This is a genomic window from Nocardioides pini (assembly GCF_026712185.1).
Taxonomy (GTDB): Bacteria; Actinomycetota; Actinomycetes; order Propionibacteriales; family Nocardioidaceae; genus Nocardioides; species Nocardioides pini.
Genome location: NZ_JAPPUX010000002.1, coordinates 509,319 through 533,442, shown reverse-complemented (window position 1 = coordinate 533,442; position 24,124 = coordinate 509,319). Strand labels below are relative to the sequence as shown.

General features: G+C 69.8%; 26 protein-coding genes. 20 read left to right on the top strand and 6 right to left on the bottom strand.

Annotated features, from left to right (window positions below; genetic code table 11):
* Positions 1 to 153 precede the first annotated feature (153 nt).
* The 4 genes from NYO98_RS08685 (at position 154) to NYO98_RS08670 (ending at position 3,447) form a co-directional block, all read left to right on the top strand.
* Complete coding sequence (locus tag NYO98_RS08685; protein ID WP_268111204.1) at positions 154 to 729, top strand: hypothetical protein; 576 nt, start codon at positions 154 to 156, stop codon at positions 727 to 729.
* 21 nt (positions 730 to 750) lie between these two features.
* Positions 751 to 1,734, top strand: a complete 984-nt coding sequence (locus tag NYO98_RS08680) for a zinc-dependent alcohol dehydrogenase family protein (protein ID WP_268111203.1) — start codon at positions 751 to 753, stop codon at positions 1,732 to 1,734.
* 169 nt (positions 1,735 to 1,903) lie between these two features.
* The gene (locus tag NYO98_RS08675) at positions 1,904 to 2,581 is read left to right on the top strand and encodes a hypothetical protein (RefSeq protein WP_268111202.1); all 678 of its coding nucleotides are present in this window, start codon (positions 1,904 to 1,906) and stop codon (positions 2,579 to 2,581) included.
* On the top strand, positions 2,581 to 3,447 hold the full coding sequence (locus NYO98_RS08670; RefSeq protein WP_268111201.1) for a universal stress protein: 867 nt from the start codon (positions 2,581 to 2,583) through the stop codon (positions 3,445 to 3,447). The genes NYO98_RS08675 and NYO98_RS08670 overlap by 1 nt, the downstream gene beginning before the upstream one ends.
* A gap of 395 nt (positions 3,448 to 3,842) precedes the next feature.
* On the opposite strand, the gene NYO98_RS08665 is transcribed toward NYO98_RS08670, so the two are convergent.
* Positions 3,843 to 4,106: a dsRBD fold-containing protein gene (locus NYO98_RS08665; protein WP_268111200.1), complete on the bottom strand. Its 264-nt coding sequence runs from the start codon at positions 4,104 to 4,106 to the stop codon at positions 3,843 to 3,845.
* Between the two features lie 226 nt (positions 4,107 to 4,332).
* Here NYO98_RS08665 and NYO98_RS08660 point away from each other — a divergent pair, with 226 nt between their 5' ends.
* On the top strand, positions 4,333 to 5,238 hold the full coding sequence (locus tag NYO98_RS08660; protein ID WP_268111198.1) for a universal stress protein: 906 nt from the start codon (positions 4,333 to 4,335) through the stop codon (positions 5,236 to 5,238).
* A 401-nt stretch (positions 5,239 to 5,639) separates the two neighbouring features.
* Positions 5,640 to 6,299 carry a GntR family transcriptional regulator gene (locus NYO98_RS08655; protein ID WP_268111197.1) on the top strand — a complete coding sequence of 220 codons (660 nt, stop codon included), beginning with the start codon at positions 5,640 to 5,642 and terminating at the stop codon, positions 6,297 to 6,299.
* 26 nt (positions 6,300 to 6,325) lie between these two features.
* On the opposite strand, the gene NYO98_RS08650 is transcribed toward NYO98_RS08655, so the two are convergent.
* On the bottom strand, positions 6,326 to 6,949 hold the full coding sequence (locus NYO98_RS08650) for an adenylate kinase (RefSeq protein WP_268111196.1): 624 nt from the start codon (positions 6,947 to 6,949) through the stop codon (positions 6,326 to 6,328).
* Between the two features lie 155 nt (positions 6,950 to 7,104).
* On the opposite strand from NYO98_RS08650, the gene NYO98_RS08645 reads away from it, so the two are divergent.
* From NYO98_RS08645 to NYO98_RS08590, 12 genes are all read left to right on the top strand, one after another.
* Positions 7,105 to 8,829 (top strand): PEP-utilizing enzyme, encoded by a 1,725-nt coding sequence (locus NYO98_RS08645; RefSeq protein ID WP_268111195.1) that lies wholly within the window; start codon positions 7,105 to 7,107, stop codon positions 8,827 to 8,829.
* Positions 8,826 to 9,473: a GntR family transcriptional regulator gene (locus NYO98_RS08640; RefSeq protein ID WP_268111194.1), complete on the top strand. Its 648-nt coding sequence runs from the start codon at positions 8,826 to 8,828 to the stop codon at positions 9,471 to 9,473. Before NYO98_RS08645 ends, NYO98_RS08640 begins: the two co-directional genes overlap by 4 nt.
* On the top strand, positions 9,466 to 10,293 hold the full coding sequence (locus NYO98_RS08635) for a PEP/pyruvate-binding domain-containing protein (RefSeq protein WP_268111193.1): 828 nt from the start codon (positions 9,466 to 9,468) through the stop codon (positions 10,291 to 10,293). The genes NYO98_RS08640 and NYO98_RS08635 overlap by 8 nt, the downstream gene beginning before the upstream one ends.
* A 93-nt stretch (positions 10,294 to 10,386) precedes the next feature.
* Positions 10,387 to 11,196 carry an FAD binding domain-containing protein gene (locus NYO98_RS08630; RefSeq protein ID WP_268111192.1) on the top strand — a complete coding sequence of 270 codons (810 nt, stop codon included), beginning with the start codon at positions 10,387 to 10,389 and terminating at the stop codon, positions 11,194 to 11,196.
* Positions 11,193 to 13,427, top strand: coding sequence for a xanthine dehydrogenase family protein molybdopterin-binding subunit (locus tag NYO98_RS08625; protein WP_268111191.1), 2,235 nt, complete (start codon positions 11,193 to 11,195; stop codon positions 13,425 to 13,427). The genes NYO98_RS08630 and NYO98_RS08625 overlap by 4 nt, the downstream gene beginning before the upstream one ends.
* On the top strand, positions 13,424 to 13,867 hold the full coding sequence (locus NYO98_RS08620) for a (2Fe-2S)-binding protein (protein WP_268111190.1): 444 nt from the start codon (positions 13,424 to 13,426) through the stop codon (positions 13,865 to 13,867). Before NYO98_RS08625 ends, NYO98_RS08620 begins: the two co-directional genes overlap by 4 nt.
* Positions 13,864 to 14,709 (top strand): fumarylacetoacetate hydrolase family protein, encoded by an 846-nt coding sequence (locus NYO98_RS08615; protein WP_268111189.1) that lies wholly within the window; start codon positions 13,864 to 13,866, stop codon positions 14,707 to 14,709. Before NYO98_RS08620 ends, NYO98_RS08615 begins: the two co-directional genes overlap by 4 nt.
* Before the next feature lie 63 nt (positions 14,710 to 14,772).
* Positions 14,773 to 15,066, top strand: a complete 294-nt coding sequence (locus NYO98_RS08610; protein WP_268111188.1) for a putative quinol monooxygenase — start codon at positions 14,773 to 14,775, stop codon at positions 15,064 to 15,066.
* A 1-nt stretch (position 15,067) separates the two neighbouring features.
* Positions 15,068 to 15,715, top strand: a complete 648-nt coding sequence (locus NYO98_RS08605; protein WP_268111187.1) for a phosphoglycerate mutase family protein — start codon at positions 15,068 to 15,070, stop codon at positions 15,713 to 15,715.
* A 29-nt stretch (positions 15,716 to 15,744) separates the two neighbouring features.
* A complete protein-coding gene (locus NYO98_RS08600; RefSeq protein ID WP_268111186.1) occupies positions 15,745 to 16,416 on the top strand; it encodes an SRPBCC family protein in 672 nt (223 codons plus the stop codon).
* Positions 16,406 to 17,806 carry an NAD-dependent succinate-semialdehyde dehydrogenase gene (locus NYO98_RS08595; RefSeq protein ID WP_268111184.1) on the top strand — a complete coding sequence of 467 codons (1,401 nt, stop codon included), beginning with the start codon at positions 16,406 to 16,408 and terminating at the stop codon, positions 17,804 to 17,806. Before NYO98_RS08600 ends, NYO98_RS08595 begins: the two co-directional genes overlap by 11 nt.
* A gap of 29 nt (positions 17,807 to 17,835) precedes the next feature.
* Positions 17,836 to 18,699 carry an MBL fold metallo-hydrolase gene (locus NYO98_RS08590; RefSeq protein WP_268111183.1) on the top strand — a complete coding sequence of 288 codons (864 nt, stop codon included), beginning with the start codon at positions 17,836 to 17,838 and terminating at the stop codon, positions 18,697 to 18,699.
* A gap of 346 nt (positions 18,700 to 19,045) precedes the next feature.
* Here NYO98_RS08590 and glnA read toward each other — a convergent pair whose 3' ends face one another.
* Complete coding sequence (gene glnA / locus NYO98_RS08585) at positions 19,046 to 20,467, bottom strand: type I glutamate--ammonia ligase (RefSeq protein ID WP_268111182.1); 1,422 nt, start codon at positions 20,465 to 20,467, stop codon at positions 19,046 to 19,048.
* 182 nt (positions 20,468 to 20,649) lie between these two features.
* Between glnA and NYO98_RS08580 the strand changes: the two genes are divergently transcribed.
* Entirely contained in the window at positions 20,650 to 21,033 is a 384-nt protein-coding gene (locus NYO98_RS08580; protein WP_268111181.1) for an RDD family protein, read from the top strand.
* 13 nt (positions 21,034 to 21,046) lie between these two features.
* On the opposite strand, the gene NYO98_RS08575 is transcribed toward NYO98_RS08580, so the two are convergent.
* From NYO98_RS08575 to NYO98_RS08565, 3 genes are all read right to left on the bottom strand, one after another.
* Positions 21,047 to 21,754: a DUF4191 domain-containing protein gene (locus NYO98_RS08575; RefSeq protein ID WP_268111180.1), complete on the bottom strand. Its 708-nt coding sequence runs from the start codon at positions 21,752 to 21,754 to the stop codon at positions 21,047 to 21,049.
* Between the two features lie 64 nt (positions 21,755 to 21,818).
* Complete coding sequence (lipA, locus tag NYO98_RS08570; RefSeq protein WP_268111179.1) at positions 21,819 to 22,760, bottom strand: lipoyl synthase; 942 nt, start codon at positions 22,758 to 22,760, stop codon at positions 21,819 to 21,821.
* Positions 22,761 to 22,813: 53 nt separating this feature from the next.
* Positions 22,814 to 23,380, bottom strand: coding sequence for a DUF4188 domain-containing protein (locus NYO98_RS08565; RefSeq protein ID WP_268111178.1), 567 nt, complete (start codon positions 23,378 to 23,380; stop codon positions 22,814 to 22,816).
* Between the two features lie 74 nt (positions 23,381 to 23,454).
* On the opposite strand from NYO98_RS08565, the gene NYO98_RS08560 reads away from it, so the two are divergent.
* On the top strand, positions 23,455 to 24,093 hold the full coding sequence (locus tag NYO98_RS08560; RefSeq protein WP_268111177.1) for a MerR family transcriptional regulator: 639 nt from the start codon (positions 23,455 to 23,457) through the stop codon (positions 24,091 to 24,093).
* The last annotated feature ends 31 nt before the right edge of the window (positions 24,094 to 24,124 follow it).

The following is a 24,124-nucleotide window of genomic DNA, read 5'->3' as shown; positions in this document are numbered from 1 at the left end:
ACGGGGCACAAGGTCCCGCCTCACGAGGTGCGAGCGACCCCGGGGGACCCGGTCGCACGCCTCTGTGGCACGGCCACCGGACGCGCCACGGTGGAGCTACGAGCCGGTGGCAGGCACCCCGCCCCGGCGCCCGGACCGGACAGGGCAGCACCGATGAGGACCTATCGCTTCGCATGGGCCGCGACCACAGGGATCGTGGTGGCGTCCTGCCTGGTCTACGACGTCGCCGCCGGTGGGTCGACGCGCATCGCGGCGCTCGTGCTGGTGTCGGCCTTCTTCGGGGGCGCCCTCGGGTTCGTGCTCACCGATGACCGTCCCGATCGCTGGCTGTGGGTGCGGCGAGCCCTCATCTGGGCCAGTCTCGGGGCGGTGGCTGCGGACGCACTCGTCGCGACCCTGCGCGGTGTCGGGGTGCTCGTGGGATCCCTGCTGCTGGTGACCTCGCCCGTCGTCGTGCAGCTGGCCAAGACCCAGTTCCTCGCCTGGTCGACCAGGCGGACCACCGGCCCCCCGGAGGCGCACGCCACCCGTGACCTGCTCCGCTTCTGGGACTGGACCACCGCGGAGGTGCAGCGCAGCACCACCTCGGTCGGGCGACGGCTGGTGCTGGTCGAGCAGCGCAGCGCCCTGCTGGACGAGCTCGAGCGCAGGGATCCCGGCCACTTCCGCCACTGGGTGGCCACGGCCGTGCCGGACCGCCCCGGGGACGCACGCACACGGAGGCGGTGAGCGGCAGTGGAGGCATGGGTGGTGGGTGGGCGGCCGGGCACCCTCGGCCGACTGGAGCACGTCGACCTGCCGGAGCCAGAGCCCGGAGCCGACGAGCTGCTGGTGCGGGTCCGGTCGTGCGGGGTGTGCCGCACGGACCTCCACCTGGCCGACCGGGAGCTCGAGCCACGCGCCCCACGACGGGTGCCGGGACACGAGATCGTCGGGGAGGTCGTCGACATGGGGCCACGCGTGCACGGGTGGCGGGCGGGCGACCGGGCCGGGGTTGCCTGGCTGCGGTCCACCTGCGGGACGTGTCGCTGGTGCCGCTCCGACCGGGAGAACCTGTGCCGGTCCTCGCTCTACACGGGCTGGGACGCCGACGGCGGCTTCGCGGAGTACGCCGTCGTGCCGGCCGCCTTCGCCTACGCGCTGCCCGACGACCTCGCCGACGAGGTCGCCGGGCCCCTGTTGTGCTCCGGCATCATCGGGTATCGCGCGCTGCGCAGGTCCGGCGTGCGGGCCGGCGACCACCTCGGCCTGTACGGCTTCGGTGCCAGCGCGCACCTGACCGCCCAGGTGGCGCTCGCGTGGGGCGTGCACGTCCACGCGGTCAGCCGTGAGAGCGAGGCCCGAGCACTGGCGCTCGAGCTCGGCGCGGACTGGGCGGGGGACGTCGGTGACGAGCCACCCGTCCCGCTCGACGGTGCCATCCTCTTCGCACCGGTGGGCGAGATGGTGCCTCCTGCGCTGCGCGCCCTCGACCAGGGAGCGACCCTGGCGATCGCGTGCATCCACCTGACCGACATCCCGTCCCTGGACTACCAGGCCGACCTCTTCCGCGAGCGGAGCCTGACGAGCGTCACCGCGAACACCCGGCAGGACGGGCGCGAGCTGCTGGCCTTGGCCGGCACGCTCGGCATCAGGCCGCGCGTGACGACGTACGGACTGGATCGGACGGACCAGGCCCTGGACGACCTGGCGTCGGGGCGGGTCACCGGTGCCGCGGTGGTGCGCGTGTCCTGAGGCCGACGGCCGGTCCCGGGCCGGACGGCGGACACGTCGGGCAGTCCGCGCGCACGCTGTCAGAGGTCCTGGTCGGGTGCCGACGTTCGTCCCTACCCACGCCGGTCGGGGTTCGCGAGGATCTAGGTGTGGCCATTACGTGCCGCGCACACCCCCTGGGAGGTGAGTCGTGGTGACAGGCTCTCGCCGCAGCCGCAGCGACCCGGTCGCGACCCATGAGTGGGTGGTCGTGCTCGACGTGTGCGCCAAGCTGGTGCTCCTCCTGGCTGTGTCGCGGGTGGCTCTGGACCCCGGGTGGGGAAACCTCGAGGGGAAGGCTCCCGGGACCCGTGCCATCACCTACCCGATGCTGGCGTTCCTGGTGCCACTGGTCTACGCGGTGCGACGACCCGCGGCCCCCTACCCCTGGTTGGCGGACCTGTTCATCACATTGCCGGCGTTCTCCGACCTGCTCGGCAACCGGATCGACCTGTACGACCGGGTCACCTGGTTCGACGACGCCATGCACGTCGTCAGCACCTGCCTGCTCGGCGCAGCCACGGTCATCCTCGCCGGATCAGCACACGCGACGTTCCCGCGGAGGTTGACCATCTCAGTCGCGGCCGGCATGACCTTCGCGCTCGCGTGGGAGGTCTGGGAGTACTGCGCCTTCGTGACCCGGTCCGGAGAGGTCGGGACGGCGTACGCCGACACCGTCGGCGACCTCGCCCTGGGCTGGCTCGGGGCTGCGACCGCGGCCGTGTTGTTCGAGCTTGCGAACGCCCCTCGATCGAGGAAGGTGCCGCCTTCGCCGCCGCGGCCGGCCAGCGCGCACCGGTCAGGTGCCCCCATCGGGTCGGACGGCTGATGGGTACGGCACACGACGTCGCAGGCCACGTCGTGGTGGGTGTCGACGGGTCCGAGACCAGTGTGCGCGCGGTGGACTGGGCGGCCGACCAGGCCCGACTCGAGAAGCGACCGTTGACGCTGCTGCATGCGGCCACCCTGGGCACGCTGGCCGGACTCGACGTCGACACGAGGACGATCTCGGCCGCCATGCAGGCGGACGGGCGAGCCGTGCTGCACCGTGCCCACGAGCGTGCCGCGGAGCACGGGGTGGGATCGGTCCACTCCGACCTGGTGCTCGACGATCCCCGGACCGTGCTCCTCGACGCCTCCCGGCATGCCCACCTGCTGGTGGTGGGATCCCGAGGCCGTGGCCCCGTGTCGAGCCTGTTGCTGGGATCGGTCAGCGTCGCACTCACCCAGCACGCCCGCTGCCCGGTCGTGGTGTGTCGTCCCGGCGCCCCTCCGGAGTCGGGGCGCGGAGTCCTCGTCGCGACCGACGGGTTGCGGCACTCCGAGCCGGCAGTGGAATGGGGCGCCCGGCTGGCCGAGTCGCGCGGGTGGCCGCTCGTCCTGGTCCGGACCGTCTTCGACGGACGTCCGCCCAGCCGCGTCCCTCCTGACAGCGGCGAGCACGACGAGGCGTGGACACACCTGCGGGCGGTCGAACGGCAGGTGTGCCACCTGCACCCGTCCCTCGACCTGTCGCTCCGCGTGGAGCGGGGTCTGTCGGACGAAGCCATCATCCGCGCCGCCACGGGGATGGACGTCGTCGTCCTCGGCCCCCACGCCAGACGGTCCATCGCCGGCATCCTCGACCTGGACGTGACCAAGAGCCTCGTCGAGCGTGCGCCCTGCCTCGTCGCGGTCGTCCCGCCCCGGGACTGACGGGAGCGCCCCGGCGCGGTCCTGGAGGACCGTGCGCCTGGCGGCGCTGCGGGCGGGTCGTGCGCGCAGGCGAAGGGCCCTCGCAAGTATGAGTCGCAAGGGCCCTTCTGTGATCGGTGGAGGTGGCGCTCCCGATCGGCGGCTCCTGCTCTCTGGTCCCGGCGTCCTCGTCACCCAGACGCCGCGAAGGGCGCACCCTTCGTGTGGACCATCTCCTCCGAGCCGTCACGATCCCCCTCGCGGGGTCTCGTGACATCAGTTCTACGCCTGACCCGGGCGGGCGGACAGAGACCTTCGGCCCTGATCCCTCGGGACCCGCGCCCAGGGGTTCCTGGGGCTGGGCCGCGGCGGTGGCGCGCCCCGCCGCAGACGTGAGTCCGTCGAGAGGACGGAGATCAGGCGGGTGACGCTTCAGTGATGACCGGCGTCCCGCCCCTCGGGTCGTTCACGGCGACATCGGCGATGGCCGCGTCCAGGAGGTCATGCGCCAGACCGGCAAGGGCGCGACACGCCGCCAGCTCGTCGCCGATCTCCGGCACGTCCCGATCAGCCGGGTGGCGTCGGGCAACGGCGGAGTGGCGCACGTCGGGACCGGCGTCCGTGTGGAGCACCGCGTCCGCGCGTGTGAGCGCCTCCTCCTCGAACAGGTTGATCGTCACGTGCCACGTCCTGGTGTGCATGGTGTTCCCTCCTGGTGACGTGAGGACTCCGACACCGGTCCTCTCCTCACATGGTGGGCGACCCGACCGCGCTCCGACGCGGTCGGACGACCCGGGGCAACAGGGCCTTTGGGCCCAAGGTCCTGCAGGTGCGAGCACCTTCGGCCCTGCTCGTCACGCTCGAGGCAGGCGAGGCTGGACTGAACACCTCGCGAAGGGACATGACATGGACACGCAGCGAGACAGCGCCGTCGTGGTCGGCGTGGCGGACTCGGTCTTCAAGGGACCGGCCCTGCGATGGGCCGCCGAGCAGGCGCGGCTGGAGGGACGCACGCTCATCCTCGCCAACGCCTCCGGGCCGGTGTCCGGGGCGCGGCGTGAGTACGGCGTCGGCTCTGCCTCGAGCTCGGCAGTCCAGCTGCGCGAACACGGCGACCAGCTGCTCTCGCGGGCTCGTGCGGAGGTCGAGAAGGTCGCCCCGGACGTACCCGTCACCACGGTGTTCGACATCGTCGATCCCGGCACGCTCCTCAACCAGCTCTCGTCCACCGCCCACCTGCTCGTCCTCGGCTCGCGAGGGCGCGGTCCTGTCCGCTCCCACCTCCTGGGCTCGGTGGGGCTCTCCGTCGTGCGCCATGCACGATGCCCGGTGGTCGTCCTTCGTCCGGGCGATCATCCCGGCCGCGTCCATTCCGGCGTTGTCGTGGCGACGGAAGCCACCGAGGACTCGAGACCGGTCCTGGCCTTCGCCTTCCACCTGGCCAGCCTGCGCGGACTGCCGCTGAAGGTCGTCCACTTCGCCTACGACGTGCGGTCCGCGCTGGTCGGCGCGCCGATGACACGAGGTGCGGGGGTCGACATGGAGGAGCGCGCCCGCAGCCTCTCCGAGTCCCTCGCCGGCTACCGCGAGGACCATCCCGACGTGAACCTCGTCGTCGAGGTCCACCAGGGACAGCTGCCCGAGCGCGACCTGCTGCGGGTCGCCGGCCTGGCGGACATCATCGTCGTGGGGACGCACCAGCGCGGCGTCGTGAAGCGCATCCTCGGCGGATCGGTCTCGGAGTCGGTGCTCGACCACGCCTGCGGGGCGGTCGCGGTCGTGCCCACGGTCGTCGACGGCACGAACAGGTGACACGGAGTCGGTGTAGGTGTCGCTGGCCCGCGGACCCAAATGCAGGGGGGGTCGCGGTCGAACCTCCGCCCGTGCTCGCGGCGCGTCGAACGACCAGAAGTCCAGCCAGCGCCCGGCTGCAGTGCTCGCAGTGAGCCGGGCTGGGGACTTGTGGTCGTCCGACACGCCGGAGGCCCCGGCCCCCACGAAGGGGACCGGGGCCTCGGCGCACGACGTCGAGCTCAGATGTCGTAGTACACCCAGAGCCATCGTGCGTCGCCTACTCGGTTCTCAGTGGTGCTGACCAACCGGGGGAGTGGTCCCACCCCGGTCGGTGGCGACGGCTGCGGGCTCGCGGCCGGGTCAAGGGACGCGACCTAGGATGAACCTGTCCGCCCGGACCGAGGAGACGAGGACAGCGCGTGTTGGACCGCACGGTACTTCGGGACCGGATCAAGGACCTGATCATCGAGCGCATCCTCGACGGAACCTATGGTCCTGGTGACCGGATCCGCGAGATGGCCCTGGCGACCGAGCTGGGGACCAGTCAGGCTCCGATCCGGGAAGCCATGCGAGACCTCGAGGCCATGCGGTTCATCGAATCGGTCCCGTACAAGGGCGCCCGGGTTCGCATGGTCACCACCGCCGAGCTCGCCGAGACCTACCCGGTGCGGGCGACGCTGGAGGAACTGGCCGGCACCATGGCCGCCACGCATGTCGACCCAGACCTTCTCGCCGGCCTGCAGGCCGAGCTCGACGCGATGCGGCGATGCGCCCAGGCCGGGGAGCTGCACGAGCAGCTGGCGCACGACGCCCGCTTCCACGAGCTGATCGTCGAGGCTGCCCACAACAGCGTGCTGCTCGACGCCTGGCGGGGGCTCCGCATCGAGGCGCGCACCTTGGTAACGGTCATCAAGTCTGACGCCGACCTGGTGTCCATCGCCGAGACCCACCAGGTCATCCTGGACGCCGTGCGCGCCGGGGACCCCGCGGCCCTCGGGCGGGAACTGCGCGGGCACATCGAGATGTTCGCCGCGCGCCTGTTCGCCCACGCGGAGACCGGCGCGGGCTCCGAGTCGTGACGCGCCCAGCCGGCGCGAGGTGCCGGCTAGACGGGGGTTGAGCTGACCGCGGTGTCGGAGGGCGCGTCGACCGCTGAGGCGTTGCTTGGCAGGTCGAGCGCGGTGCGCATCCGACCCGCGACCTGCTCGAGCGTCCCGACCCCGTCGACGCTCCGCAGGATGCCGCGCGCTCGGTAGAGGGCAAGCAGGGGAGCGGTCTGTGCGTCGAACACGTCCAGCCGCCGCTCCACCACGGCCGGGTCGTCGTCACTGCGCCCCGAGGCCGCCGCACGCGAGGTCAGGCGCGTCACCAGCTCAGTGCGCGCGACGTCGAGCCACAGCACGTGGTCGACCTGCTGGCCTCGATGGGAAAGCATCGCGTCCAGCCAGGCGACCTGGTCGGGGGTGCGCGGGTAGCCGTCCAGGATGAATCCGGGCTGTGCGTCGGCTCGAGCGAGGCGCTCGGCAACGAGGGCGTTGGTCAGCTCGTCCGGAACGTACTCGCCGCGGTCCATGTAGGCCTGGGCCTGCTTCCCCAGCGGGGTCTGGCCCGCAACGTTCTCCCGGAAGATGTCGCCGGTCGAGATGTGCGGCGCGCGGAGATCGGCGGCGAACCGGCTTGCCTGCGTGCCCTTCCCGGCTCCGGGTGGGCCCATCAACAGCAGCTTCATCGGGTGCTCCTTCGTGGATGCGGCTTGCGCCTCGTGCGCCGACCTGGACGTGTTCGGCTCTTCTGCATCACCCCTTGACGGGTGACGGCCATCGCTCTAGATTATCGATAATCGCTTAGGAAGTGGCCGCGGTCACACCAACAGGAGGAACCGAGATGACCGAGACAGTGGCGACGTTCTTCGGGGACGACGAGTTCCCGGTGTCGTGGGAAGACGGGCAGAAGGAGCTGCTGTGGGTCCACGACGACCTGCACATCCCCAATCCGGTCTCGCCCATGTACGCCGACATCGGCGGCTGGTGGCTCAAGTGCGACTACATGTTCCGCCGCTTCGGCACGCCCTTCGCCTCGGACTGGATCTCGAAGATCGTCAACGGCTACGTGTACACCGCCGCCATCCCGGCCCAGCCGGGGCTGTCGGCCGAGACGACCGAGTACGGCGCCCGCTACGTCCCCCGGGTTCCCGACAACGAGGAGTACGCGTCCGAGATCGGCGGCTACCTGGGCTGGACCCTGCCGTACTACGCCGAGAACTTCCTGCACTGGTGGCGTGACCGCCTCGTCCCGGAGATGACCCGCAACTTCGAGCGGTTCGACACCTACGACTACGACGCCGCGAGCCTCGTCGAGCTCGCCATCCTCCTCGAGGACGCGATCGACATGCACGACCGGCACTGGCAGATCCACTGGGTGCTCAACTTCGCCCAGTTCTCCTCGACCACGAACCTCAACACGATCATCGCCGAGGTCAAGGGCGAGGGCGATCACAGCGACCTCACCGGCCGGCTCCAGAGCTCACTGCAGAACCGCAACTGGGACTCCATCGAGGAGCTGTGGAAGATCAAGGAGCACGTGAAGAGCGACAGCGGCCCGGTGGCCCAGGCCTTCCAGAAGGCCACCGCCCCCGAGATCCGTCAGGCGCTGGAGTCCAGCGCCGAGGGCCAGGCGTTCCTCGCCAAGGAGATCGAGTCCTACCAGGCCGTGTTCGGGTTCAAGTCGATGTACGCCCACGAGTTCTCCTTCAAGACCTGGCGTGAGGACCCCGCGCCCGTCCTGGAGGCCATCCGCGGCTACCTCGAGGCCGACTACGACTACCCGGCCGAGATCGCGAACGTCGAGAAGGACCTCGAGGCTGCGAAGGCCGAGGCGCTCGAGGGCGTCGAGGGCGAGGACCTCGAGCGGCTGAAGGGGGCCCTCGACCTGAGCCTGCGGATGAACCCGCTCACCCCCGACCACCACTTCTACATCGACCAGGGCACCAACGCCCGGGTCCGTCTCGTCCTCATCGCGATCGGCAAGAAGCTCGTCGCGGACGGCAGGCTCGAGGACCCCGAGGACGTCATGTACCTGCGGTACAACGAGCTGCGCACGCTCATGGCGGGGAGCAACGGCTTCGACGCCGAGGAGCTCGTCGGCGACCGGCGTGACCAGCGCGAGGATGCCTACGAGCTGCGGCCGCGTGACTGGGTCGGCACCGCCACTGAGGAGAACCTCGCGTTCCCGTACCTGGCGCTGTGGGCCTTCCCGGACAAGGTGTACCGCAAGCCGTCGGAGGTCGAGGGCGAGATCCAGGGCCTGGGTGCGTCCAAGGGCGTCATCGAGGGCACCGCTCGCGTGGTCCTCAACCCCGAGCAGTTCAGCGAGGTCGAGCGTGACGAGATCATCATCTGCCGCATGACCAGCCCCTCGTGGGTGGTGCTGTTCACCAAGATCGGCGGTCTCGTCACCGACGCCGGCGGCATGGCCTCCCACCCCGCCGTGGTCTCCCGCGAGTTCGGCATCCCGGCCGTGGTCGGCACGTCGGACGCGACCCGCAATATCAAGACCGGTGACAGGATCCGAGTCAACGGCACCACAGGTCTGGTGCAGGTGCTCTCGTGACCTTGCAGCGCAGCGTCATGCGTGAGCAGATCAAGGAGCTCGTCATCCAACGCATCCTCGAGGGCACCTACAAGCCCGGCGACCGTGTCGTCGAGCTCCAGCTGGTGCAGGAGCTCGGAGTCAGCCAGGCGCCCGTGCGCGAGGCGCTGCGTGACCTCGAGGCCATGCGGCTCATCGAGACCGAGCCCTACCGAGGCGCCCGTGTCCGCGAGGTCACCCCCGAGGAGCTGACCGAGAGCTACCCGGTCCGCGCCGCCCTGGAGGAGCTGGCCGGCCAGCTCGCCTCGACTCTCGCGACCGAGGAGACGTTCACCCTCCTGGAGGCCGAGATGCAGAACATGCACGACGCCGCGGAAGCCAACGACCAGCACGGCCTGCTCGTCCACGACGCCCGCTTCCACGAGGTCATCGTGGAGGCGGCCGGCAACTCGGTCCTGCTGGATTCCTGGGGCGGGCTGCGCATCGAGGCGTTCACCCTGGTGAGCGTCATCAAGTCCCAGCTCGACCTCGGCGCCATCGCTCAGACACACCAACCCATCGTCGACGCGCTCCGACAGCGCGACGCAGACCTGACCGGCAAGGTCATGCGCGACCACATCGAGCACTTCGGCAGCACCCTGTTTGGAGGAACCACCCATGTCTGACACCCCCCTCGTCCTCGACTTCACCGACGAGCGCTGCACCGACGTCGAGCTCGCCGGCGGCAAGGGCGCCAGCCTCGCCTCCATGACCCAGAATGGGCTCCCGGTACCTCCCGGATTCGTGGTGACGTCCCCGGCCTTCGCCGAGGCGGTCGACGGCGCCAAGCTGCTGTCGTACCTCAAGGCGCAGGACCTCGAGGGCGCCCGCCAGGTCGTCCGCGACACCGAGCCTCCGGCAGACCTCATCAAGGCTGCCTACGACAAGCTCCCGCAAGGCGTGTCCGTGGCGGTTCGATCGTCGGCCTGTGCCGAGGACAGCAGCGACGCCTCCTACGCCGGGCAGCAGGAGACCTACCTGTTCGTCGAGACCTTCGACGACGTCATGGACAAGGTCGTGGAGTGCTGGCTGTCGTTCTTCTCCGAGCGCGCCCTGTTCTACCGCGAGCACAAGGGCGACCTCGACGACATCCAGATGGCTGTGGTCGTGCAGCAGATGGTCGACGCCGACAAGGCCGGCGTCATGTTCACCGTCGACCCGGTCAACAACCGCAAGGACCGCATCGTCGTCGAGGCCGCCCGCGGCGTCGGGGAGCACGTCGTCTCAGGCGAGGTGACCCCCGACTACTACACCCTGGACCGCAAGGGCACGCTCAAGAAGTCCCGCGTCGTCGACGAGCAGGTGCTCTCGGAGTCCGAGCTGGCCGACCTCGTGAAGATGGGACTGCACCTGGCGGACCTCAACGGCTGCCCCCAGGACATCGAGTGGGCCTACGACTCGACCGGGCTGTACATGCTCCAGTCGCGGCCCGTCACCACGATGTGACTGAGCACGGGCCGGACACACCCATGGTCCGACGCCCGCGCCCGACCGCAGTTGAACCATCCACCTCGACACCGGAACGGAGACGAGACCTCCATGACGTGGCACCTGCCCACCAGCGTCGACGACGTCGTGCGAACACGCGCGGAACGTCCCGAGGCCCCGATCGTGGCCGGCGGCACGTTCCTGGGAATCCTGGTGCGCCAAGGGCTCGTCGAGGCGGACGAGTGGATCTCGCTCCAGCGTGTCACCGAGCTCACCCGGATGCACTCCGCCGGTGATCTCTCCGTCGGAGCGATGGTCACGCACCGACGCCTCGAGCTGGACGACACCGTCCGCACCATCTGGCCCGGTGTCGCCGCCGCCTTCAAGGCAGTGGCCAGCCCGCGGGTGCGCAACCGGGCCACCATGGGTGGCGTCCTCGCTGACGCCGACTACGCCTCCGACCCGCCGTCGATGCTCGTGGCGTCCAACGCCGTCGCGGAGATCGCCTCGGTCCGCGGCACCCGCCGCGTCCCCGTGGAGGACCTGATCATCGGCCACTACTCCACCAGCATGGAGGAGGACGAGCTCATCACGCGTGTCGTCGTGCCGCGCCCCACCGGTGCCGCGGTCTACCGCAAGCTCCGCACGCGTTCGCAGGAAGACCGTCCGGCCTCGTCGGTGGCGGCGGTCGTGCACGGCGAGACGGTCCGTGTCGTCGTCGGCGCCGTCAGCGACCGCCCGTACCACTTCGCCGACGTCTGCTCGCAATGGCGCCCGGGCGACCTGGACTCCGCCCGAGAGATCGGCGAGGAGTACGCCTCGCGGATCGACTACATCGACGACAACCGCGGATCCGCGGCCTACCGGCGCCACGTCGTCGGCGTCGAGGTCCGTCGCGCCCTGATGGCGGTGGCCCGATGACCCAGCGCGCTGACCAGACCCGACCCGGCGACGGGCCCGCGCGGGCCTACGACGGCCCGGGCGCGAGCTCCGCGGTGCGCGGCATCAACCCGCGGATCACCGCCCAGATCTCCTACTCCATCGACTCCACCATCCCGGGGGAGTGGCACCTGCGCATCATCCGCTCGGCCATCCCCGCGGGACGGGTGACCGGTTTCCAGACCGCGCTCCTCGATGACGACGTCATCTTCCTGACCGCCGACGACGTCAGCGACCTGAACACCTTCGGCTGCCAGATCGCCGATCAGGTCGTCCTGACCCGCGAGCCGAAGTTCGTCGGCGACGCGATCGCCGCGGTGGTCGCCCCCACCGCTCGCGACGCCCGGGTGGCGGCCTCGCTCGTCGAGGTCGACTACGAGGCGGTCCCGTCCGTGTTCGGCGAGATGGACGCCATCGCCCCGGGCGCCCAGCTCGTGCACGCCAAGCACTACACCTCCGAGTCGGACTCGGCCTACTTCGACATGCGGCCCCAGGACGGCACGAACGTCTGCCACCGGTTCCGCATCCGTACGCCAGCCCTGCAGGGCCGCGACGAGCCGGAGGTCGTCCCACACCTGGACGACCCCGACGACGCCTTGGCAGACGCCTTCGCCGACGCGGACGTCATCGTCGACGAGGTCTTCCACACCCCGGCCGCGGCACACGTGCCCATGGAGCCGCACGCCACGAACGCCCAGTGGGTCGACGGACGCCTCGAGGTCACCACCGGCACGCAGACGCCGTTCAACATGCGCCAGGACCTGGCCCACATCTTCGGCCTGGCTGCCGAGGACGTCCGCGTCGTCGTGCCGTTCATGGGCGGTGCGTTCGGCGCCAAGACCTTCATCCGGACCGAGGCCATCACCGCACTGGCTGCCCGGAAGGCAGGGCGGCCGGTCCGGTGCGTCCTCGACCGCGACGAGGTCTTCAACGAGGTCACCCGGCATCCCTCCACCGTCCGCATCAAGCTGGGCGCCAAGCGGGACGGGACCTTCGTCGCCAAGCGCATCTGGGCCTACGTCAACACGGGTGCGTACGCCGACTGCGGGCCCGGCGTCGCGCAGAAGATGGGCTATGCCGGCGTCGGCCCCTACCGCTTCGACCACGTCGCGGTCGACTCCTACTGCATCTACACCAACCTGCCGCCCGGTGGCGCGTTCCGCGGCTACGGAGCCATGCAGTCCATCTGGGCCGCCGAGCGTGTCGTGGACATGATGGCCGACAAGCTCGGCATCGACGCGGTCGAGCTCCGTCGCCAGAACCTTCTCCACGAGGGCGACACGTTCTGCACCGGCGAGGTCATGCACGACGCCCGCTTCGAGGAGCTCCTCGACGATGCCGCCGCCGCTGTCGGCTGGGAGAAGGACGGCGACCGCCGCGGCAAGGGAGTCGTGGTGATCCTCAAGGGAATGCAGACCCCCAGCAAGGCCGAGGCACGCATCGAGCTCCTGCCCGACGGGCGGTACGAGGTCCAGGCCGCGACCGCGGACATCGGCCAAGGGGCGGGGGAGATGCTCACCCGACTCGCGGCCGAGTACCTCAAGGTCGAGGTGGACCAGGTCGTCGTGTGCGCGCCCGACACCGACCGGGTGCCCTACGACACCCGGACCACTTCCAGCCGGTCGACCCACATGATGAGCCGAGCCCTCGCGGACGCGGCCCGCGACCTCCAGGTCCACGGCACGATCGGTCACGGGTACGTCTCCAACGACGGGGGCCTCGACCCGGACACCGGGCAGGGCATCGCGTCCTCGCACTGGCACCAGGGGTCGGCTTCGGCTGAGCTCGAGGTGGACGACGAGACGGGCATCATCAGCCTCTCCACGCTGTACGCCTGCTCGTACGCCGGCAAGGTCATCAACAAGCACGGCGCCGAGCTGCAGAACGAGGGCTCGATGATCCTCGGCCTGGGCACCGCGCTTTTCGAGGAGCTGCAGTACACCGAGGGTCAGATGACGAACCCGAACCTGTCGGACTACAACATCGCCTCCGCCCTCGACGTCGCCTCCATCCGGCACCGCGTCATGGAAGTACCCGGCGGCGAGGTCCACGGACTGGGGGAGACCGCCGTTCCGCCGGTCCCACCCGCCATCGGCAACGCCGTCGCGACCTTCGGCTACGACGTCCGGGACCTGCCGATGACACCCGAGCGTGTCCTTGCCGCACGCCTCGGCGACACATTCCAGAGCCCGACAGGGGAGGACCCGCAGTGAACCTCACACTCAACGTGAACGGCCGGGCCGTGGACGTCGACGCCGAACCCCACGACATGCTCGTCGACGTCCTGCGCGACCAGGTCGGCCTCACCGGCCCCCGCGTCACGTGCGGTGTCGGCCTGTGCGGCACGTGCACCGTCCTCCTGGATGGCGAGCCCGTCTCCGGCTGCATCCTGATGGCGCCTCTCGCGCAGGGCAAGGAGATCACGACCATCGAGGGCCTTCCCGAGGACGACGAGGTCGTCGCCAGCTTCGACCGCAACCACGCCTTCCAGTGCGGCTACTGCATCCCCGGCATGGTCCTCACCGCCCGCGACATGATCGACAAGGGCCACGCCTGCTCGCGCGAGGAGATCCGCGAGGGCCTCGGCGGCAACCTGTGCCGCTGCGGCTGCTACCTGAAGATCATCGAGGCCGTCGAGGAGGCAGCCCAGTGAAGTTCGTGACCTACGAGTCCCCCGACCACTCCGCGCCCCGTGTGGGTTACCTCGACGATGGCGACGTCGTCGACGCCGACTTCGACGGCGACATGGTCGCGTTCATCGAGGCCGGCGGCCGGATCGGCTCTGCCACCCGGCACGTCCCCGACGCACGCCTGCTCGCACCGCTGCGGCCACGCACCATCCGAGACTTCCTCGCCTTCGAGGGCCACCTCCTCAACGCCTTCGCCGGCCTCGGCAAGGACATCCCCGACGAGTGGTACCAGGTCCCCGCGCACTACAAGGGCCTGCCCGACACCGTCATCGGCCCCGAGGTCGAGATCCCGTGGCCGGCCTACACCCAGAAGCTGGACCACGAGCTCGAGCTCGCCGCCGTCATCGGGACCGCTGGCAAGGACATCGCGGAAGTCGACGCGCTGGACCACGTGTTCGGCTACACCATCTGGAACGACATGTCCGCCCGCGACGTGCAGGTGCGCGAGCTCCCCGTCGGCATGGGCCCGAGCAAGGCAAAGGACTGGGACGGCTCCAACATCCTCGGCCCCTGCCTGGTCACCGCAGACGAGATCGACCCCCACGACGTCGACCTCGAGGTCCGCATCAACGGCGAACGCTGGGGCGGCACCAACACCAAGGACATGCACCACACCTTCGAGTCGATGATCGCCTACACCTCCCAGGGCCTGACCCTGCGGCCCGGTGAGGTCCTCGGCTCCGGCACCGCCACCGGCGGCTCCGGCCTCGAGCTCGATCGCTGGCTGCAGCCCGGCGACCGCATCGAGATGGAGGCCTCCGGCATCGGCGTCCTCCGCAACACCGTCGGCACCCCGGCGGCCTGACCGCCCGCCGCACCCGATGTCACCGCACGTCCAACCACACAACCCACGGAAGAGAGACACACCATGGCATTCGTTGTCGCCGCCACCTGGCTGGCCAAGGAAGGCGAGGAGAAGCGCGTCGAGGAGACCATCGTCAAGATGACCCCGCTCTCGCGTGCGGAGGAGGGGAACCTCTTCTACCAGGCGCAGGTCAACCCCGAGGACCCGCGCACGTTCTTCCTCTACGAGCAGTACGTCGACGAGGCCGCCTACGAGGCACACAAGGCCACACCGCACTTCCAGGAGAACGTCTTCGGCTACATCATCGAGTACCTCGAGGAGCGCTCGGTCAAGACGTACACCACGATCGACGTCTGACATGCAGATCCTGTTCCTGCGTCACGGGGAGGTCGCCTCGCACCGAGGTGACGTCCCCGTGACGGAGGCCGGGCTCCTCCACGCCGAGCAGTCCGGCAAAGCCATCGCCGCGTCGTTCGCCGACCCGGTGACCGTGTTGTACGGCGGCACCCGCCGCACCCGCGAGACAGCCGAGGCCATCATCCGCGGGATGGACGCACCCGAACGCGTGGACGGACCGATCGACTCGTTCGCCCTGCGCAACCCCGACATGTACGCAGCCGGCACCCGCGTCAACATGGTCAGCTCACCGGAGTCGCTCGCCGAGCAGGTGCCCGGCATGACGGCCACGCAGGCCGCAGCCAACGCGTGGTGGGACACCTTCTTCCACGCCCCTGACCGCATCGGCTGGTGGTTGGGACAGGACGATCCACCCGGCGAGACTCGCGACGACGTGTCAGCGCGGCTCCAACGATTCGCCCGCACGTTTGCTGATCCCGGCCCGTACAGCGGCCGGCTGATCGTCTGCATCACCCACTCGCCGCTCCTGCGCTCCCTCGCCATCGGTGCCGGCCTGCCCGACCCGGGCGAGCTCGCCTACGTGACCGGCTCGCGGGTGATCGTCGACGGCGGGCGCGTCGACGTCGAGACCTTCGCACCACTGACCTGACCACCCGATAGCCGAGAAGAGCCACCCACATGGAACTCGTCCACGACTTCTCCGTCCCGGTCCCGGCCGACCGCGCCTTCGACCTGCTGGTCGACGTCGAGAAGATCGCGCCCTGCCTCCCGGGCGCAGCCGTCACGTCGGTCGACGGGGACACCTTCGAAGGCGGCATGAAGATCAAGCTCGGTCCGATCTCCATGACCTTCAAGGGCGATGGCGAGCTCGTCGAGAAGGATGCCACCGCCCGACGCGCGGTCATCCAGGCGCAGGGTCGCGACGCGAAGGGGAACGGCGGGGCCCAGGCCACCGTCACCGCGACCCTCGCCGAGCGCGACGGCGCCACCGACGTCCATGTCGTCACCGACCTCAACGTCACCGGGAAGGCCGCGCAGTTCGGCGGCGGCGTCATGAAGGACGTCAGCAACCGCATGCTGGCCCAGTTCGCCGACAACCTCTCGCAGCTCATCCAGTCCGGCGCCGCCAGCTCCACCACGCCCACGGCTGCATCGTCGACGTCGAGTTCGACGGCCCCGGCGTTCACTCCGTCCGGCGGCGACGGGCTCGACGCCATGGGCCTCCTCTTCGGGTCCGAAGCCGTCAAGTCGATCGCCAGACCACTCGTCATCGGCGCCACCGGACTGGTCGTCGGCTACCTCTACGGCAAGAGCCAAACCCTGGAAAGGATCGTGCGCAGTGTTCTCTGAGCAGACCCGCGAGCAGATCGTCACCATCAACCCTGCGACCGACACCGAGCTGGCACGCTACGACGCGATGTCCGCAACGGACATCGAAGCCGTCCTCGTCCAGGTCACCGCAGCCCAGAAGACCTGGGCGGACACCCCCATCGAGGAGCGCGCCGCCATCATGCGCCGCACCGCCGAGGTGCTGCGTGAACGCTCAGCCGAGCTGGGTGCACTCGCGACCGCCGAGATGGGCAAGCCCATCACCGAGGCGATCGCCGAGGTCGAGAAGTGCGCCTGGGTGTGCGAGTACTACGCCGAGGAGTCCCCGAAGGCCCTCGCCGACCAGGACGTCCAGGCCACCGGCTCCCGCAGCTGGGTGCGCTACGAGCCCCTCGGGACGATCCTGGCGGTGATGCCCTGGAACTACCCTTACTGGCAAGTGTTCCGCTTCGTCGCCCCGACCCTCATGGCGGGCAACGCCGGCATCCTCAAGCACTCCCCGAACGTCACGGGCGTCGCCCTGGCCATCGAGGACATCCTCCGCGACGCGGGACTGCCGGACGGGGTCTTCCGCACCCTGGTCGTCGCCGAGTCCGATGTGCCCGAAACGGTCGACCGGCTCATCGGTGACGACCGCATCGCCGCCGTCACGCTCACCGGGAGCAACAAGGCCGGCGCCCACGTGGCCGCCAGCGCCGGACGGGCGGCGAAGAAGAGCGTGCTGGAGCTCGGCGGGTCCGACCCCTTCGTCGTCCTCGCCGACGCCGACCTCGACGTCGTGATCCCCAAGGCAGTCGCCGGACGGTTCCTCAACACCGGCCAGTCGTGTCTCTGCGCCAAGCGCTTCATCGTCCACGAGTCGATCGCGGACGAGTTCGGCCGACGTTTCGCCGACGCCGTCGACGAGCTCGTCATCGGCGCACCGCGCGACGACGCCACGAAGATCGGACCGCTCGCCCGCGCCGACCTCGCCGCCAACCTCGACGACCAGGTGGCCAGATCGGTCGAGGCCGGCGCCAAGGTCCTCACCGGCGGGCACCAGCTCATCGAGCGCGGCCCCGCCTGGTACGCCCCCACCGTCCTGGTCGACGTCACCCCGGACATGGCAGTCATGGCCGAGGAGACCTTCGGACCCGCCGCCGCGGTCATCGCGTTCAGCACCGACGACGAAGCCGTGGAGCTGGCCAACGCCACCCCGTACGGCCTGGGCGCCAGCGTCTGGTCCGCCGACACCGAGCACGCCCTGGCCGTCGGGTCCCGCATCGACTCCGGCGCGCTGTTCATCAACGCCGTCACCGCATCCGACCCCCGCCTGCCGTTCGGCGGGGTCAAGCAGAGCGGCTACGGCCGCGAGCTCGGCGAGGCCGGTGCCCGCGAGTTCACCAACATCCGCACAGTCCTCATCGGCTGAGCCACCTGGATCTGAAGGAGCTGACAAGCATGCAGAAGGTCACCAGCAACGTCTGGACCGACACCACCCTCCGCGGCTGCAACCCGAGCATGGTGCTCACCGACGACGGGGTCGTCGTCGTCGACACCCCGCAGCTGCCCACCAAGGCCGTCGCGATGCGCGACGAGGCCGAGGGCCACGGGCCGATCAGGTACGTCATCAACACCGAGCACCACGTCGACCACATCTTCGGCAACTACTACTTCCGCGGGGCTGGCGACATCGTCCACCACCAGGGAGTGGCCGACAACTTCATGGAGGTCACCCCCTCCCTGGACTCGTTCGACTACGCGTACGAGGCCGTCCCCACCGACGACCCGGACGGGAAGGCGATCTTCCCTGACCGCGACACCTACTTCGCCGACCCCGGACGCGCCACCATCACCTTCACCGGTGACCTCACGCTCACGGTCGGCGACCACACCTTCGAGCTGCTGCACACCCCCGGGCACACCCCTGGCCAGATCGCCGTGCACGTCCCGCAGGAGCGTGTCGTGTTCACCGGCGACACCATCTTCTCCGAGTGCCAGACCTGGCTCATGGGGTCCAACGTCACCGAGTGGCTCGCCGCTCTGGACCGCATCGGCAAGCTCGACGTCGACTGGGTCGTCCCCGGCCACGGCGAGGTCGTCACGCCGCAGTACCTCGCCCGCCAGCGCACCAACCTGCTCGATTGGGTCACCGCAGTCACCGACGCCGTGGCCAAGGGCTGGACGCGCGAGGAGACGGTGGAGCGGGTGAACTTCGCCGAGCGCTACCCCGTCGACGTCGGGCAGGGCTACATGATGAAGCACATCCAAACCCTCAACGCCGGCTCCCTGTGGGACAAGATCACCCAAGCGCGACCAGCCTGACCCGGCACACGATCCGCCTACCTGCCTGAACCACCTGCCGGAACGACCTGCTCGCGGTCGCGTCGTCGGGCATGGTCCCGGGGCCCGCCGTCCGGGGACATGCGCCCTGACGTCGCGCTCGTCCGATGCAGAGCAGTCCACCGCCGTCGACACGCGGTCCAGCAGCCCCGGATCAGCCGCAGACAGCGCAGCACGAAGCAGCACGTACTCCTGCGCTCGCGGTGAGCTGCGCTGGGGTCGCGGACGAACGAAGAAAGGCCCCTGACGCTGGAAGACGTTGGAAGGTGTCTTCGCAGGTCAGGGGCCGTTTCCAGGCACCTAGCCGGTGGGCATCGCCCATGCGTGACTAGATGTCGTAGTAGAGCTCGAACTCATGCGGGTGCGGGCGCAGCTGGACCGGGGCGATCTCCTGGGTGCGCTTGAAGTGGATCCACGTCTCGATCAGGTCGTCGGTGAAGACACCGCCGGCCGTGAGGTAGTCGTGGTCCGCCTCGAGGGCGTCGAGCACGGCGCCGAGGCTGGTGGGCACCTGCGCGATGTCGGCCATCTCGTCCGGCGGCAGCTCGTAGATGTCCTTGTCGATCGGAGCAGCGGGCTCCGTCTTGTTCTGGACGCCGTCGAGGCCGGCGAGCATGAGGGCGGAGAAGGCGAGGTACGGGTTCGCCGACGGGTCGGGGAAGCGGGTCTCGACGCGCTTGGCCTTGGGGTTGGCGCCCGTGATCGGGATGCGGACCGAGGCCGAGCGGTTGCGCGAGGAGTAGACCAGCGAGATCGGCGCCTCGAAGCCGGGCACGAGGCGGTGGAAGGAGTTCACCGTCGGGTTGGTGAACGCCAGCAGCGACGGGGCGTGCTCGAGGATGCCGCCGATGTACCAGCGGGCGACGTCGGACAGGCCGGCGTAGCCGGTCTCGTCGAAGAACAGCGGCTCGCCGTCCTTCCACAGCGACTGGTGCACGTGCATGCCCGAGCCGTTGTCGCCGAAGATGGGCTTCGGCATGAAGGTGACCGACTTGCCGGCCTCCCACGCGGTGTTCTTGATGAGGTACTTGAACTTCATCACGTCGTCCGCGGCCTTGAGCAGCGTGTCGAACTTGTAGTTGATCTCCGCCTGGCCGGCGGTGCCGACCTCGTGGTGGGCCCGCTCGACCTCGAGGCCGCACGCCTCGAGGTTCTTGACCATGTCGGCGCGCAGGTCGCTGTAGTGGTCGTACGGCTCGACGGGGAAGTAGCCGCCCTTGAGGCGGGTCTTGTAGCCCTTGTTCTGGCCGTCGTCCTTGCCCGAGTTCCACCAGCCCTCGACGGAGTCGATGTGGTAGTAGCCCTCGTTGACGCCCGTGCTGTAGCGGACGTTGTCGAAGATGTAGAACTCCGCCTCGGGCGCGAAGAACGCGGTGTCCGCGATGCCGGTCGAATCGAGGTACGCCAGCGCCTTGCGGGCGATGTTGCGCGGGTCGCGGCTGTAGGCCTCGCCGGTGATCGGGTCGTGGATGAAGAAGTTGACGTTGAGGGTCTTGCTGCGGCGGAACGGGTCGACGTACGCGGTGGTCGGGTCCGGGAAGAGCGACATGTCCGACTCGTTGATCGCCTGGAAGCCGCGGATCGACGAGCCGTCGAAGCCGAGGCCGTCGTCGAAGACGCTCTGGTCGAACGCCCCCGCCGGGACGGTGAAGTGCTGCATCACACCGGGCAGGTCGCAGAAGCGGACGTCGACCATCTCGATGCCCTCGTCCTTGATGAACTTGAGCAGCTCATCCGAGTTGTTGAACATTCGGTTCCTCCTTGACGGCGGTGTGTGCGCACGTCGAGTTTGCAGCGTTCGGGAGCGGAGCCTCGTTGCACCGTGCCGCCACGCTAGGTGGGAGCAGTTTCCAGACCGTATCCCGTTTGTTTCGCCCGTGTTACGGGTGACCGGTCGGTGGGCCGCTCCCGCACGCCTCCTAGGGTGGCCGCGTGACCAGCGCTGTAACACCGGAGCTCGCGTCGGCCTCGTGGGGACGGCGCATCCTCGCGCTCTTCGTCGACTGGGTGGCCTGCCTCGCGGTCGTCGAGGGCCTGGTGGCGGTCGGCGTGCTCGGCGGGAACCCCAACGGCCTCGGCACGATGGCGCTCTTCGTCCTCGAGTCGGCCCTGTTCACCGCCGTGGCCGGCGGGTCGTTCGGCAAGCTCGCCACCCGGCTGCGGGTCGTCCGCAACGACGGGTCCGGCCGCCCGGTCTCGCTGCTGCGTGCGCTCGGTCGCTCCGTGCTCGTCGCGCTGCTCGTGCCGCCGCTGCTGACCTTCGACGGTCGCGGCCTCCACGACGTCGCGGCCGGCACGCGGACCGTCGCGGTCTAGGGAGACTCCAGGCTCAGCGGCCGCGCTGCTGCGAGCGCATGCCCTTCATGGAGGTCGGCATCGGCCCCTTGGGCAGCGGCAGCTTGCCGCGCTGGGCGTCGAGGGCCTTGAGCCGCTGGAGGATGTCGGTCATCTCCGCGGGCTTCACGTTGCGGCCGAGCTTCTGGACGTGCTTCACCAGCTTGGGAAGCGGGACCTCGCCCTCGCCGCGACCGCAGACGACCTCGTGGATCGGGACGCCGTAGGCCACGCGCTCGTGCTTCTTGTGCTCCGTCGCGAGCAGCTGCTTGACCCGGCTCGGGCTCGAGCCCTCGCCGACCAGGACGATGCCGGGAGGGCCGACCACGCGGTGGACGACGTCCTGCTGCTTGGTGAAGCCGACGACGGGGTCCACCTTCCAGCCGCGGCGCAGCATCTGCAGGGCACCTGCTCCGGCGGCCGGCTGGCCCTCCATCTGGGTGTACGCCGCCCGCTGGGCGCGGCGACCGAAGACGAGGAGCGCGCACAGCGCGCCGATCAGCAGCGCACCGACCACCGAGATGATCCAGCCGAGCAGGCCGTCACCGGGGAGCACCCACATGAGCGCGAAGCCCAGGGCGGCGCCCAGCACGAAGACGCCCGTCACGATCAGGCCGATGCGCGGGTCGCTCCGCTTGGCCATCTGGTAGGTCTGCATGATCTGCCCGCGGCGCGAGCTGGGCGTGGTGGCGGGGGTCGACATCGATGTGGCCTTGTCCGGTCAGGTGGTCAACAGGTGGTGCGGGGTCAGGTGGGGTGGTGCGGGGTCACGCGGTCGCGGCGGCCCGAGCGTCCATCGCCTGACCGTACAGCCGGCCGGCGCGGTAGGACGAGCGGACCAGCGGGCCGGAGAGCGCTCCGGCGAAGCCGATCTCGTCGGCCTCGGCCTTGAGCTCGACGAACTCCTCCGGCTTGACCCACCGCTCCACGGGGTGGTGGCGCGGGGAGGGGCGGAGGTACTGGGTGATGGTGATCAGCTCGCAGCCGGCCTCGTGGAGGTCGCGCAGCGCCTGGCTGACCTCGTCACGGGTCTCGCCCATGCCGAGGATCAGGTTCGACTTGGTCACCAGGCCGAAGTCGCGGGCCTGGGTGATGACGTCGAGCGAGCGGTCGTAGCGGAACGCGGGGCGGATCCGCTTGAAGATCCGGGGGACCGTCTCCACGTTGTGGGCGAGCACCTCGGGCCGGGACTCGAAGACCTCCTGGAGGAGGTCGGGCTTGCCGTTGAAGTCGGGGATGAGGTTCTCCACGCCGGTGTTCGGGTTGAGCTCGTGGATCGCGCGGACCGTCTCGGCGTAGAGCCACGCGCCGCCGTCGGGCAGGTCGTCGCGGGCAACGCCCGTGATGGTGGCGTACTTGAGCTGCATCTTCTGCACCGACTCGGCGACGCGGCGCGGCTCGTCGCGGTCGAGCGGCTTCGGCTTGCCGGTGTCGATCTGGCAGAAGTCGCACCGGCGCGTGCACTGGTCGCCGCCGATGAGGAAGGTCGCCTCGCGGTCCTCCCAGCACTCGAAGATGTTGGGGCAGCCCGCCTCCTGGCAGACCGTGTGGAGCCCCTCGGACTTCACCAGGTTCTGCAGGGAGGTGTACTCCGGGCCCATCTTGGCCCGGGTCTTGATCCACTCCGGCTTGCGTTCGATCGGGGTCTCCGCGTTGCGGATCTCCAGTCGGAGGAGCTTGCGTCCTTCGGGTGCGGGAGCAGTCGTCACGCCCGCCACTCTACGACGGTGCGCCGAGCGTCCCCAATCAGCCTCCGCCCTGCTCAGGCCGGGGCGTCGACGTAGTCCGGCTGCGTGCTGTCGAGGCGCTCGTGGGCGCTCGTGAGGCGTCCGGATCCTCGCTCGACGGAGCCGACCGCCTGTGCGAGGCCGAAGGCGGGCATGTTGCCGTAGAGGGACTCGATGCGGTCCTTGGGCACGACGTAGGTCTCGTGGAAGATGCCCACGTCCCCGGTCGCGGCCGCGTCCTTGTTGAAGGCGCGCCATGCCGGCGCATGCGACATCGAGGCGTCGCGCGCGAAGGCACCGAGCTCCGCGGCGCTGCGCCAGTACTGGACGGTGAGGAAGACCCGGCCGGCCCAGAAGCTGTGCACCCCGAGGAGGCCGCGGTCGGACTGAGCGAGCTCGCGGAGCATCCGGGGCATGGCGACGAACGCCGGCCACCAGCTGCGGACCTTGCGCAGCCGGTTGATGCGCATGCCGATGATGAAGACGACGACGTCGTCGGCCTGCGGGTCGGCGACGTACTGCCCGTCGCGCACGCCGGACGGCGTACGACCGCGGGCGGAGGCGTAGGCGCGGGGGACACGCCGGGTGGTCGGGTCGGCCATGGTTCCCTCCTTGGATAGTTATACTGTCGTCTACGACAGTGACACTATCTACGCGACGACGTCAAGGGGTGGCCGTGCGGATCTCCGAGCTCTCGGAGCAGACCGGGGTACCGGTGCCGACGATCAAGTACTACCTGCGCGAGGGGCTGCTCCCCGAGGGGGACAAGCGCACGCCGCGCCTGACGGACTACGACGAGCAGCACGTACGTCGCCTCGGGTTGCTGCGGATCCTGCGCGACGTGGGTGGCGTACCGGTCGAGGGCCTCAAGCGCCTCGTCGCGGCGACGGAGACTCGGGGCACCGTGCACGACCTCTTCGCCGTCGCCGCCGACGCGCTCGCCCCGACGCCGCCACCGTCCGGGCCGGGACGGGAGCAGGCGCGGGCGGTCGCCGACGCGATCATCGCCCAGGCCGGCTGGGACCGCGTGCGCGGCGACTCGGTCGACCGCGACAACCTGGCGGCGACGCTGGAGCTGAGGGCCGGCTTCGACACCCACCCGCGCGGCCCGGCCGAGATCGCGCCCTACGTCGCGCTGGCCGACCAGCTGGCGCGGCACGAGATCGCCAACCTCGACGACCGCAAGGACCGCGTCGGGCTGCTCGAGGAGATGATCGTGGGACAGGTCGTCTTCGCGACCGTGCTCACCACCCTGCGACGGCTCGCCGAGGAGCACCACTCGCACGAGCGGTTCGGGGAGGACCGGCGGGACTGACCGGCTGACCGGCAGCCGGTCCCCGTGCGTT

Coding starts and splice junctions, on each gene's coding strand:
- NYO98_RS08685 (WP_268111204.1), top strand. CDS start 154: ATGAGGACCTATCGCTTCGCATGGGCCGCGACCACAGGGATCGTGGTG.
- NYO98_RS08670 (WP_268111201.1), top strand. CDS start 2,581: ATGGGTACGGCACACGACGTCGCAGGCCACGTCGTGGTGGGTGTCGAC.
- NYO98_RS08660 (WP_268111198.1), top strand. CDS start 4,333: ATGGACACGCAGCGAGACAGCGCCGTCGTGGTCGGCGTGGCGGACTCG.
- NYO98_RS08650 (WP_268111196.1), bottom strand. CDS start 6,949: ATGAAGCTGCTGTTGATGGGCCCACCCGGAGCCGGGAAGGGCACGCAG.
- NYO98_RS08645 (WP_268111195.1), top strand. CDS start 7,105: ATGACCGAGACAGTGGCGACGTTCTTCGGGGACGACGAGTTCCCGGTG.
- NYO98_RS08635 (WP_268111193.1), top strand. CDS start 9,466: ATGTCTGACACCCCCCTCGTCCTCGACTTCACCGACGAGCGCTGCACC.
- NYO98_RS08630 (WP_268111192.1), top strand. CDS start 10,387: ATGACGTGGCACCTGCCCACCAGCGTCGACGACGTCGTGCGAACACGC.
- NYO98_RS08625 (WP_268111191.1), top strand. CDS start 11,193: ATGACCCAGCGCGCTGACCAGACCCGACCCGGCGACGGGCCCGCGCGG.
- NYO98_RS08610 (WP_268111188.1), top strand. CDS start 14,773: ATGGCATTCGTTGTCGCCGCCACCTGGCTGGCCAAGGAAGGCGAGGAG.
- NYO98_RS08605 (WP_268111187.1), top strand. CDS start 15,068: ATGCAGATCCTGTTCCTGCGTCACGGGGAGGTCGCCTCGCACCGAGGT.
- NYO98_RS08600 (WP_268111186.1), top strand. CDS start 15,745: ATGGAACTCGTCCACGACTTCTCCGTCCCGGTCCCGGCCGACCGCGCC.
- NYO98_RS08590 (WP_268111183.1), top strand. CDS start 17,836: ATGCAGAAGGTCACCAGCAACGTCTGGACCGACACCACCCTCCGCGGC.
- glnA (WP_268111182.1), bottom strand. CDS start 20,467: ATGTTCAACAACTCGGATGAGCTGCTCAAGTTCATCAAGGACGAGGGC.
- NYO98_RS08575 (WP_268111180.1), bottom strand. CDS start 21,754: ATGTCGACCCCCGCCACCACGCCCAGCTCGCGCCGCGGGCAGATCATG.
- NYO98_RS08565 (WP_268111178.1), bottom strand. CDS start 23,380: ATGGCCGACCCGACCACCCGGCGTGTCCCCCGCGCCTACGCCTCCGCC.